Below are 11379 nucleotides of genomic sequence, written 5' to 3' on the forward strand. Positions count from 1 at the left end.
TTAGCCGAACTTGCCGGTGATATAGTCTTCGACGCGGTCGTCGCCCGGATCCTCGAATACCCGCCGAGTTTTGTCGAACTCGACGAGTTCGCCGCCGGTGAGGAACACGGCAGTCTTGTCGGAGATACGGGCCGCCTGCTGCATGTTGTGGGTAACGATCACTACGGTGTACTCCTCGACGAGTTCGTCGATGAGGTCTTCGATCTTCGAGGCGGCGACGGGGTCGAGCGCGGACGTCGGTTCGTCCATCAGGAGGACCTCGGGATCCGTCGCGATCGCACGGGCGATACAGAGGCGCTGTTGCTGGCCACCCGAGAGATCGAGTCCGGAGCTCTCGAGTTTGCCCTTCACTTCGTCCCAGAGGGCCGCACCCCGCAGGGCGCGTTCGACCGCGTCGTCCAGATCGACTTCGTCGGCTTTCCCCTGGACTCGCAACCCGTAGGCGACGTTGTCGTAGATCGACTTGGGAAACGGGTTCGGTTTCTGGAACACCTGCCCGATCCGTCGGCGCAGGGCGACGGGATCGACGTCCTCGTCGTAGACGTTCTTCCCGTGGAACGAGAGCTCGCCGTCGACGCGGCAGGCGTCGATCTGGTCGTTCATCCGGTTGATACACCGGAGGAACGTCGACTTCCCACAGCCCGACGGCCCGATGATCGCAGTTACCTTGTGCTCGGGAATTTCGATCGAAACGTCCGAAAGCGCCCGCTCCTCGCCGTAGAAGACGTCGAGGTTCTGTGACTCGAGGACGGTTTCGTCGGGCCGACTCGAACGCTCGGTGTCTTCGGTCTGTACCTCGGTCGTGATCAGTGACTGATCGTGGTCAGGTGGCGCCATGTTAGATCTCGGTTTCGTACTTGTTTCGCAGGTAGATCGCGACTCCGTTCATGCCCAGCAGAATCACCAGCAGGACGACGATCCCGAGGGCGGCGAGGGCGTGAAAGTGGGCGTCGAACTCGAACGCCCACTCGAAGATCGTGACCGTAATCGCCGTGATCCGGTCGAACGGTCCCCACGGAACGTGTCGCGCGCCGACCAGCGCACCAACCATGAGCAGCGGTGCTGTTTCGCCGATGGCGCGGGCCAGCGCGAGAATTGTTCCGGTCAGGATTCCCGGCAGTGCCGCCGGAAGGACGACCCGGCGGATCGTCTGCCACTTCGTCGCGCCGATCGCCTGCGAGCCGTTTCTGACACTGTCGGGAACCGCGCGCAACGCTTCCATGGCCGAGACGATGATGATCGGCATGACGAGCAACGCGAGGGCGACCGCCCCAACGAGGATGATTCGCGCGAATCCGAGGTTGTTGACCAGCAGTCCGAGAACGACCAGGCCGTAGACGACCGACGGGACTCCCGCCAGGTTGGCGAGATTCGCATCGATCAGCCGGGTCAACCGGTTGTCGGGGGCGTACTCCTCGAGATAGATCGCGGTTCCGACTCCGATACCGAACGCGAAGATCGCCGTGAAGACGACCAGCAGAACCGATCCCATGATCGCGGCGAACAGCCCCGCTCGCGACGGCACCGTCGAACCGACACTCGTGAGGAACTCGACGACGTTAATCTCGTACTCGACGATTCCGTAGGCGGCCTCCCAGATGATGTCGCCGATGAGGAAGGCAAGCGTGACGAGCCCGAAGATCGACGCGCCGAAACAAACGGCCAGAAACACCCGATTTTTCAGGTGCTCTCTGCCGAGGTCGACGTCAGTCAGTGGATCACTGTTCGTGTCGGCCGCCATCAGACGTATTCCTCCCGGAAGCGACGTTTCATGTGGTTGTTTATCAGGTTCAAGAGTAACGTTACCAGGAACAACAACAGGCCGACGGCGAACAGACTCTGGTAGGAGACGGTCCCGAGCATGGATTCACCCTGCGATTGAGTTACCATGAACGCGGTCATCGTCTGGATCTCTTCGAACGGATTCGCCGTGATCTGCGGGGTGAATCCGGCCGCGAGAACGACCGCCATCGTCTCGCCGATAGCCCGGGAGATTGCGAGGATGTACGAGGCGAACACCCCGGAGATCGACGCCGGGAGCACGATTCTCGTCGAGACGTTGTACTTCGTGGCCCCAAGGGCGTACGCGCCGTTTCGCAGTTCGTCCGGAACCGAATTCATCGCATCCTCGCTGATCGAGGCGACGATCGGGATCGTCAGGATACCGACGACGATACAGCCGGCCGCGGCGTTTGCGACACCCGCACGGTACCCGAAGATGCCGGCGAGTGGCTGAATGAAGTGTGGCGTAATGAACGAGATCGCGAAGAACCCGTAGACGATCGTCGGAATTCCGGCGAGGATCTCGAGTCCCGGCTTGAGGTACTTTCGAACCCCCTTGCTGGCGTACTCCGACAGGTAGATCGCCGTGAGCGTCCCGATCGGGATCGAAACCAACGCCGCGCCGGCGGTGATGTACAGTGTCCCGCTGAGCAGCGGGAGGATACCGTGTCGGGGATCGATGGCGTGATTCGGCCGCCACTGCGTGTCCGTGAAGAACTCGAGGAACGCCACTCGCTGGACGATCTCGGCGCCCGTAACTACTCCCACGACGATCCCGATCAATTTTCGATTGAAGAAAAACTGGGTCGCCTCGTTGAGCAACACGCCGAAAATGGCGAGCGTCGTGATGATCGTCACCGAAACGCAGCCGAACAGCAGCCCGCGTGCGATCACGTTCCGGCGTTTGTCCGCAGCGACGGCCTCGTCGTCGAGGCGTAGTTCGGAATTCGCTTCTGTACTCATTGTAGATCCTCGGGTTATTCGTCGACGATCTGATCCATTTTTCCGTGGTTCGCCTCGAGTTCCTCCGGGGTCGCACCGAAGAACCCGGCGTTGGGGGCGACCTCGGGTACGTTGTCGAAGTAGAACCTGGCGAACTCGCGGACGATCTCGCGATCGAATGACTCGTGGTTGATGAAGATGAACAGCGGCCGAGTCAGCGGCGTGTAGTCCCCGGCATTGATGTTCTCGTCGGTCGGCTCGTAGGCCTCGCCCGCGTCCCGATCCTTGATCGCCGCCGCGTCGACGCGGTCCTGGTTCTCAACCCAGTAGCTGTGGCCGCCGAACCCGATCGCGTACTCGCCCCCGGCGACGCCGTCGACGACTGCGGATGTCTCCGCTCGAGCGGAGTAGTCCGTGCGGATGTTGCCCGCTTCGCCGGTGAGCGCCTCAGTGAAGTAGTCGAACGTCCCCGAGTCGCTGTCGCGGCCCCAGACTTCGATTTCCTCGTCGGGCCAGTCGTCGCGGACGTCGCTCCACGTCTCGACATCGGACTCGTACTCGTAGATCGCCTCGAGTTCGTCGACCGAGAGGTAGTCGACGAAGTCGTTGTCAGGGTTGAGATAGACGACGAGTCCGTCCTGACCGACGGTAAAGCGCGTGAATTCGATGTCGTTCTCGTCGGCACGCTCTTGCTCGTCCTCGGCGATGTCTCGACTCGCGTTCTGAATGTCGGTGTCGCCCTGTGTGAACTCCTCGAATCCGGCACCAGTGCCGGGTCCGCGGACGTTGATCACGGCGTCTTCGTTCTCCTCGAACGCTTCCGCGACCGCTTCCGTCAGCGGGCGAACGGTGTTCGATCCGGACGCTTCGATCGAGTCGTCTCCGCTACTGCTCATCACGTCGCTGCATCCTGCTACCCCTACGATCCCCGCTGCACCCGCACCGGCGAGGAACTTCCGTCTCGTCGTGACTCCGATGCCGACGTTTGTGGACATTTCGTCCGTCATCACTTGAGCGATGCCGAGGGACGTATAAAGAGGATGCTAATATTCGTATATCTTGGAGTATACCCCCTCATCGCTCTCTATACCCAACTATAGACCCACATATCCGATCCATCGACAGACGAACCGATACTTCGCCTCCGCGAACTCGTTGCGAGCGTTCGCACTGTCGTCGTGGTGGGCATTCGTTCACCAGGTGCTCTATACTATCTACGTACTACTACGGGCCCCGAGAGTTACGTATCCCTCAATATCCAAATTAGTAGCAGTCTTATCCGTGTTGCCTGTTCGACCAGTTGCGGTTGCACCGCGGCATACTCTACATGAGCGGATTTGACAGCAACTACGACGGCGAATCGTTCGACCGACCAAATACCGCAGATCACCGCGCTCGGACGGATGCGTTTCCCACTCTCGAGGCGGTCGTCGTCCGATACGAAAACCAACCCGACCAGTGCACGATCACGCCCAGTTCGGCCACCGATGGCGAATACCTGGCAACATGGTTGTCAGCAGATCTAGTCGTGTTTGTCGACCTCGAGACCGTTCGATGACGGTTCACGGACTCGCTGGCTGCTTGTATTCAATGATAACGTGTGCGTGTCTCTGAGCTCTCACAGTTTCGGAGGATAGGCTAGTTTTGGGCCAAATTAGCGTCGACCCGTCGTCAGATGCATCAATAGGACACCGATTCGAACCTTTTCAGCCGTAATTATCGGGCAGATGTGAGAAGTCATACGAATTCTGTCGCTGTCAAATAGCGTTGCTACTCCCGAGCGGCGGACTCGGAGGGAGTGTAGCCGGTTAATCGGGCGGGATCAATGCCGAGGCTACAAGCTCACCACACTCACCCGCTGTCAGTAGAGGCGCATAGTCCATCTCGCCGTCGATGCCCGTTTTCAGCAGGAAGTCAGTCAGCCGCCAGATATTGTACAACAACACCGCGAACACGAAATAGAACAACCGTACACGGTAATCTTTCGAGGAGGTCTTCGCCAGAAAATCGTTCTTGATGCTCTTGTACTCGTTTTCGATCTGCCAACGGCAGCTATAACGCCGACAGAACCTCTCCGCCTCGTCCGGCCCGACGCTGAGATTCGTCGCGAACACAGCCGTTCCATCGCCGTTCGTTGAGGGCACGTACAGAAATTGCATCGAGTGGCCCCCCGACTCAACGTGTACAGAGGCAGATTCGACGGCAACGTCTTGGCCGTCAATATCCATCTGGTCGATTACCTCACGCTCGTTGCTGTTGATCCGTTTTGGGATGAGGTAGTTCACACCGAGGTTCGAGAGGGTTTGAAAGACACGCATCGAGTCAAACTCGCGGTCGCACAGGACTGTCTCAATTGGAATATGTTGCTTGGCTCGCTGAACCAACCGGCGTACGACGCGATGGATCTGATTGGGAGGGTTCTCGTCCCACGCTGAACTCTCTCGGACTGGTTCGACAGCCAGCACAAGCGGGATATTCAGCCCAATAATCGACAACGTGGCGAACTTGAACGCACGCTCCTCCTGATTGAGTCCGCTGACCATCGCCATCCCGTCGACGTCACCGTAGTAGGGGACGGTTGTGATATCGATTGCGACTGTGACCGGCCGCCGGAACGACGCTTCCGAAGCGATTCTCGACACCAGCTGATTCGTCGCTGTATCGAATCCTTCGATCAAACATCTGGAGTCAAATTGCTTGACGGCGCGAAGATGAGTATCACCATGTGGGCCATACTCTTCGCCTCGTCGGAACTGGAAGCGAGCGGCCCCCTGAGCGGTCCCACAGCCGACCATCCCCATGAACGTCTGCAACTCGAAGAATTGCACGTCCTCGTACGAGGCGTTCTGCGCTCGACCAGAGTCGAACCCATCGAACCCATGATCTCGTGCGAGACGTGTTGTTCGGCGAATCTGCTCGTTCGAGAACTCAACGTCCGTAGACTCGTCTTCCTCACCGTCTTCGGCCGAGTCCGGTTTCGAGTCAGTGACCTCTTCTTTCGGGCGTACCGCGGGGACGGGTGAGCCGTAGTCGTGGATTTCTTTGACTACAAAGTGAGCAGCGACAGTCACGTATTCGCGAACACCATCGCCGAAGCGATTCCGCCAAGTGCGCGAGAGCACGGATTCGTCCGGAACGTGGTCCAATCCGAACGGTTCAGCGAGTTCCTGATACGTTTCGAGTGAGCGGTAGCTGTCGCCCGTGATTTCCCGGTAGATGAACAGACGGAGCATCCCTCGAAACGAATCGGGTGCCGGGTGCCACTCCGGATAGCCGTCTTCGAGTCGATCTGTGTAGAGAATGACCTCGCTCACCGCAGCCCGGAGACACGCTCCATCCCGTAGTGTATCTCTGAGTTCGATCCCAGTCTTGTAGGCGTCGGTCATCCGGCGGGCACGATCCGAAAGTGGCTTCAGCGTCTCCGGCATTGAATCTTGGTTGTACCGGCGGAATAGAAGTGACTGAGGATTCAGTCTGCCCTGACTAATCATGGAGTTGTTCACTACAACATCTGCTTCACGCACCAGAGGGAACCACCGGATTGAAGCAACTGGTCGTGAAAGCCTGTCACATATCAACTGCCGATGAGCGAACCGGACCAGCCCCCAACCCCCGACCGCCTGACCGACCTCCTCGACAAAGGGATCACGAGGAGGTGGTGGCGCTCTATCGGTTCGGCGTGGCTGAGCCTGACGCTCGCAAGCGTGCGCTACGGGCGGTTCGGAACGGAGCCGAGGACCGCCCGACCGCTCTGGAGGAGTTGGCGACGCCGTTGGCAGTATTCCTGACCGACGACGACGACCGGGCAGTCCGACTAACGACCGCCAAACTGTTCGTCACGATCACCGCCGGGGAGCCGACACACGTCCGGCCGGTCGTCGACGTCCTCACGGCCCGGCTGGCCGACGACGAGTGCTTCGGGCATTCGACCGATCATATCGTGAAGATTCCCGAGGACACCAAACTGAGATAGTTGGAGCGCACGTTTTGCCAGACGGAGAGCTCAACATCCGGGATATTTCGGAAGCGTAATCAGCGCAACACCGACAAGACTTATCAGTTGCCTCTATTTTAATTCATACTGAATGGTTAGAGTATAAAGGGCGCATCAATTCCATCCTCTGAGGCTGCGAATGAATAGTACCGCTACTCCCGAACGATACACTTGATTATTCCCCAATATTCATTGGCGTATTGTTATAAATAACTAGTTGGTTAATATCAATATCCAAGTAGTAATAATGAATTCATAGGCTATGGGATTTGGAAATAGCCCAACGCGAAGAAACGTATTGAAAAGTATTACAGCTGGAAGTATTGTATCCGCATCTTTTACTACGATTGGTGCTGGGTCGGATAAAGGCGTAGAACTTGTCACAGGGATTCGGGGAGACGGACACGAAGCAACCGACGTTGTTTCCGAAGAATGGCTATCTCATGTGAAGCAAGTGCGAAGAGTCCAAGAAAATCTAAAGAGTTCTCATAAGTCAAAGAGTTGGTTTGATTCGATTGGACGAAAAGCGGCTGACGGTGAAATAGATGGCCTGAAAAAACTAATTATTGAAATAAAAGCGAGTGATACGAGAGCTGCTGAAAACAGTCTTCCAAAAAGCATTGAACGGGTTCCTATTAAAACAGTCTTCCAAAAAGCATTGAACGGGTTCCTATTAATGTTGAGGAAAAGGTCCCAGAAAGTAATCGCCATCTAGATGACCACTATGACGGCGGTAATTGCAACGATGATATACGGTCGTGTGTACGAGGAGGAGATCGCGTTAGCACTGAGTATGTTGAGGACACTGATTCAGACGATTGTACTAACCAGTACGGCCACGTGACTTCGACAGGTGCCGTCAGAAGAAATGGAAATACATATTTAATGACCTGCCAACATGCATTTTCTACTAGCTTTGGGTGTGGAGTTGACTCTACTGGGCAACCAGCCTTTACTGGAAATTGTAGTGTTACTGGGGATAAAATTGGTGAAGTCGAATTTTATGATGATGAGTTTGACGTAGCGTTAGTAAGTACTTCAACTAGTGTAAACACTGCGAATGTCACAGCGAACGTCGCAGGGACATCACGAAAGCTCATGGGATATACAACTGAATCTGGAATTGATTATCTAGCTTCCAGCGGAGAAACAGTGCAGAAATATGGCGCGAGAACATGCTATAGCTCAGGGAGAGTGACTGGAACAGAAATAGATGGTCTTTGTCGCGACAATAACTGGGTAGAATTCACAACAGAGGCTGCAGGGGGCGATTCCGGCGCACCACACTATCGAGTTAGAGATGATTATATGGAACCATATCTTGAACTAATTGGACACCACGTTAGGCATTATACGACTGATGATGACGATCATGATGTGTCTCGTGCACCACCAGCGTACAAACTAAACGAAGAACTGGATATTGAGTTCTCAGACATTAGTTGTTAAAGTACCTTGGTATTTTAGATAATATCAGCCGTCAATGTGTGACTCTCTAAACCAAAGGAAGATTATGACATCGTCATAATCGATGTAAATTCCCTCCTCACCATCCACCTCCACCAAATCAAGTTCTGATTTTGCATTGACTGCTTCTTTACCTTCTTCAGTCGTACGGTCGCGCCACGCTTGCTCTCCAACTGTCACACCTATGAGCTGTTCATCATCTTTTTCCTCACGTTTTTTATCCACTTCATTGAAGACTTCATTGATCAATTCAACATCCTTAATTCGTTTATCATCCGCCGCTATTAGGTCCGCTTCATCAGAATATTCATCTACTATTGTACCCCGGATATGTATCACCGGCATACCCTGATCTAGATCATCCATTTCGTCCGAAGCGTTGCTTTGACTGTCATTTGAACCCTTATCGTTGGAATTGACAGCAGAATTTTGCGTCTCGTTCTCCGACAACCTATCTTCTGTATTGCTCACACATCCTGCGATACTAACTGAAACTACAGTTCCAAGACCTATAATCATTGAACGGCGGTTCATAACTATCTACTGTATATGCAATGGTAAGAGCTTTCGGCTAACTAAAATGGATTTTTAAGCATAACGAAGCTCAACTTCTCGTGAACACTTTGTGTTGGTAAGTTTCAGTCATTAATCATCATCCGGATCGAACGCGAGACAGATCGTGCCGATCTGCTCGTTCAGTGTTCCATCGTCGATCGAGCGGCCGCCGAGCAGCGGGACGCCCCCACTCGAATAGATCGTCAGGCTACACTCGTCGAGGTCGACCCCGGGCGGGACATCCCGCTCGAGGATGTCGACTAGGTGGCACCCGTCGCTCCATGTCGACCAGTAGTAAGCCATCTCGAGCGGGCACTCGACGCCATCGGGTCCGCACAGGGTGGTGTGATCGTAGATGCCGGTGTCAACGTCGAGGAAGAGATAATCCTCGCGCGGTGCCTCAACTGAGTCGACGATGTCCTGCAACACGGCCCGCAGCCGGGGAATGGAATCGAACATAGCAGTCTCACCCCGCACAGTCATACGATCCCGGAGACGTCAACGGTCATCGTCTCCTCGATGTGGGGCGTGATCGCGATGAGCGGTTCCTCCAGCTGGCCGGGCAGGGCATCGGCTACCCAGATGTCGATCGCGATCTCCCCGGAGTCGACGTCGACGTCGTCGAGGCCGAGATGCTCGAGCCCCCGGGGCGGGATCACCATCCGGATGTCGTTGCCCTCCAGGCGGAGGTTCCATGCCAACGGCTCGGCCCGGCCATCGACGCGTTCGCTCAGCGCCGTCGCGACCAGGACGTGGTCGTTCGTCGGCTCAGGTTTGAGCGCGGTCGCGTCCTCGAGGTCGAGCGCTTCGAGCGCCTTCCGGACCGTCGACGTGATCGAGCCCTACTGGTTGCGTAGAGTCGCAGTCTGTACTTTCCAAAACTGTGGCACAGTTTCGGAGTTTGATTTTGTTGCGTGCCTTATTTTCATTGGTGGTGATTGGGCACTATTCAAGTGATTTCCTGTCCACCCTGGCGAGGCAGGTCAGAAAAGTATTCTGAATGCCAGAAAAGTAGAATCGGCGGACAGTGCCTGTTTCGCGGCTAACTGGGTCGAACAGAAGGAACGCATCAATCCCATTCTCCGAGGTTGTGGAGCTCTAAACCGCCCACATTTGATATCGCCACATGAGGTTTATGGACATGTCGTCGCCGACATCGGTGTTCACACAGACTCTTACGGTCTGTGTGTCCCCAAAACCTATGTAGTATCTGATCATACCGCTCTATCACGCGAAAATGACTGTCTTCGATCCGGATAGGCGGACAGCGAGGCTGTTTCCGGCGCGAAACGGGGGGTTGCGTCCGTGAGTGAGCTCTCTGAGCCGTCGGGCGGGGTAGCTGAGCCCGATATCGCCTGGACCGTCCTCGAGCTGGAGGAACTCGTCGATGCCTACTGGGACGTCGTCGCACCGAAACTCGAGGCCGAGGGAATCGATTCTCAGCACGAAAAACCCACCCATCAGTGGCTGCGAGAGCACGATCTCCGCCCCTTGCTCTACGCCCTTCGGGAGCACCACGACAGGACCTTCTCCGAGTTCTGGGCCGAGGATCTGGGCCTCGAGGCCGAGAAGACGGGCTACGACTGGGCGACGGCTGACGATCGGACGGTCGACGCGCTCGAGTCGTTCCTCAGCTCTCGGCGCAATCGCAAGGGTCTCGCCGATTCATCGATCGAGACGCTGCGCTACCGGTTAAACCGGTACCTCCGGGCCTACCAGGCGGAAAACGGCACGGGCGACCTGATCACGCCGATCGCACGTGACAGCGACGTTCCCGCGTACGAAGCGGTAGACGCGTGCTGGGCTGCGTTCGACCGACTTCACACGGACCTCGATGGCGGCCAGACGAAACGCCGGATCCATCTCGCGGTCTCGAACTGGTACGCGCATCTGGTGCGCCGAAAGTGGGCCGCGGTGAATCCCGCCGACGGTCTCGACGACGAGTTCGACTGGTCGACGAGCGAAGACGGGTCGGATACACCCTGTCTCTCAGCCGACCACGTTCGTGCGCTCTACCACGCTGCAACGACCCCGGAGGAGCGATTACTGGTACTCGCGCTCTGTGCTTGGGGGCTCCGTCCGAGCGAGGTCGCACAGCTCCACGTGCGCCAGTTCGTTTTCGACGATTCTGATTCTGAGGTTCCGTATATCGCATTTCGGGAGCGAAAGAACGGTCCTGGAGAGGTTTCCCTTCTCTACGGTCGCGACGAACTCGAGGCGTATATCACGGAAACGACGGACGAGTGGTCCGGCCACCTGTTCCCGTCACCGCATGCATCGCGAAAACACATCTCCAGGTGGACGGTCTGGAAACGCTTCGACAGACTCGCCGACCGGGCGGAACTACCCGAGGAAATCGACGGCGTCTCACCGGCGCCGAAAATGGGCCGTCGGTTCTGGTACGACGCTTACTCTTCTTCGCTCGAGGTGGTCCTGGGAAGCCTCGACGAAATCGCGACCGAACAGGGTAGTGCGAGTGCAGAAGTCGTCTTGCAGAACTATCTCTCCGATACTCGTGCTCGAACACTCCGCCGAACGTACATGCGCGAGCAGTTGTCCGCAGCGTTCGATTGAGGGCTACTGCTGTTCCAAACGTTTGAATTTAGTGCTTGTTGCAAACAGACGGTTCAAACGGTTGT

The 11379-nt window shown here is 56.4% G+C and carries 13 protein-coding genes; 5 read left to right on the plus strand and 8 right to left on the minus strand.

What is annotated here, in order from left to right:
- From pstB to AC6I6S_RS18250, 4 genes are read right to left on the minus strand one after another with little or no spacing between them, the layout of a single operon-like run.
- Positions 1-837, minus strand: a complete 837-nt coding sequence (pstB, locus tag AC6I6S_RS18235; RefSeq protein ID WP_497952134.1) for a phosphate ABC transporter ATP-binding protein PstB — start codon at positions 835-837, stop codon at positions 1-3.
- Between the two features lies 1 nt (position 838).
- Complete coding sequence (gene pstA, locus AC6I6S_RS18240; protein WP_497952136.1) at positions 839-1741, minus strand: phosphate ABC transporter permease PstA; 903 nt, start codon at positions 1739-1741, stop codon at positions 839-841.
- On the minus strand, positions 1741-2745 hold the full coding sequence (gene pstC, locus AC6I6S_RS18245) for a phosphate ABC transporter permease subunit PstC (RefSeq protein WP_497952138.1): 1005 nt from the start codon (positions 2743-2745) through the stop codon (positions 1741-1743). The genes pstA and pstC overlap by 1 nt, the downstream gene beginning before the upstream one ends.
- 14 nt (positions 2746-2759) lie before the next feature.
- A complete protein-coding gene (locus tag AC6I6S_RS18250) occupies positions 2760-3731 on the minus strand; it encodes a PstS family phosphate ABC transporter substrate-binding protein (protein WP_497952140.1) in 972 nt (323 codons plus the stop codon).
- Positions 3732-4051: 320 nt separating this feature from the next.
- On the opposite strand from AC6I6S_RS18250, the gene AC6I6S_RS18255 reads away from it, so the two are divergent.
- Complete coding sequence (locus tag AC6I6S_RS18255; RefSeq protein ID WP_497952141.1) at positions 4052-4282, plus strand: DUF7511 domain-containing protein; 231 nt, start codon at positions 4052-4054, stop codon at positions 4280-4282.
- Between the two features lie 250 nt (positions 4283-4532).
- Here the strand turns inward: AC6I6S_RS18255 and AC6I6S_RS18260 are convergent, their stop codons facing one another.
- Complete coding sequence (locus AC6I6S_RS18260) at positions 4533-6152, minus strand: transposase (protein ID WP_497952143.1); 1620 nt, start codon at positions 6150-6152, stop codon at positions 4533-4535.
- 113 nt (positions 6153-6265) lie between these two features.
- Between AC6I6S_RS18260 and AC6I6S_RS18265 the strand changes: the two genes are divergently transcribed.
- The 3 genes from AC6I6S_RS18265 (at position 6266) to AC6I6S_RS18275 (ending at position 8167) form a co-directional block, all read left to right on the plus strand.
- Entirely contained in the window at positions 6266-6697 is a 432-nt protein-coding gene (locus AC6I6S_RS18265; protein WP_497952145.1) for a hypothetical protein, read from the plus strand.
- A gap of 283 nt (positions 6698-6980) precedes the next feature.
- Complete coding sequence (locus AC6I6S_RS18270; RefSeq protein ID WP_497952147.1) at positions 6981-7433, plus strand: hypothetical protein; 453 nt, start codon at positions 6981-6983, stop codon at positions 7431-7433.
- Between the two features lie 125 nt (positions 7434-7558).
- Positions 7559-8167 (plus strand): hypothetical protein, encoded by a 609-nt coding sequence (locus AC6I6S_RS18275; protein WP_497952149.1) that lies wholly within the window; start codon positions 7559-7561, stop codon positions 8165-8167.
- A gap of 24 nt (positions 8168-8191) precedes the next feature.
- Here the strand turns inward: AC6I6S_RS18275 and AC6I6S_RS18280 are convergent, their stop codons facing one another.
- From AC6I6S_RS18280 to AC6I6S_RS18290, 3 genes are all read right to left on the minus strand, one after another.
- Complete coding sequence (locus AC6I6S_RS18280) at positions 8192-8719, minus strand: hypothetical protein (protein ID WP_497952151.1); 528 nt, start codon at positions 8717-8719, stop codon at positions 8192-8194.
- Between the two features lie 111 nt (positions 8720-8830).
- Positions 8831-9199 (minus strand): hypothetical protein, encoded by a 369-nt coding sequence (locus tag AC6I6S_RS18285; protein WP_497952153.1) that lies wholly within the window; start codon positions 9197-9199, stop codon positions 8831-8833.
- Between the two features lie 20 nt (positions 9200-9219).
- Positions 9220-9441, minus strand: a complete 222-nt coding sequence (locus tag AC6I6S_RS18290; protein ID WP_497952155.1) for a hypothetical protein — start codon at positions 9439-9441, stop codon at positions 9220-9222.
- Between the two features lie 604 nt (positions 9442-10045).
- On the opposite strand from AC6I6S_RS18290, the gene AC6I6S_RS18295 reads away from it, so the two are divergent.
- A complete protein-coding gene (locus AC6I6S_RS18295) occupies positions 10046-11314 on the plus strand; it encodes a tyrosine-type recombinase/integrase (RefSeq protein WP_497952157.1) in 1269 nt (422 codons plus the stop codon).
- The last annotated feature ends 65 nt before the right edge of the window (positions 11315-11379 follow it).

The organism is Natrononativus sp. DTA114, from assembly GCF_059736515.1.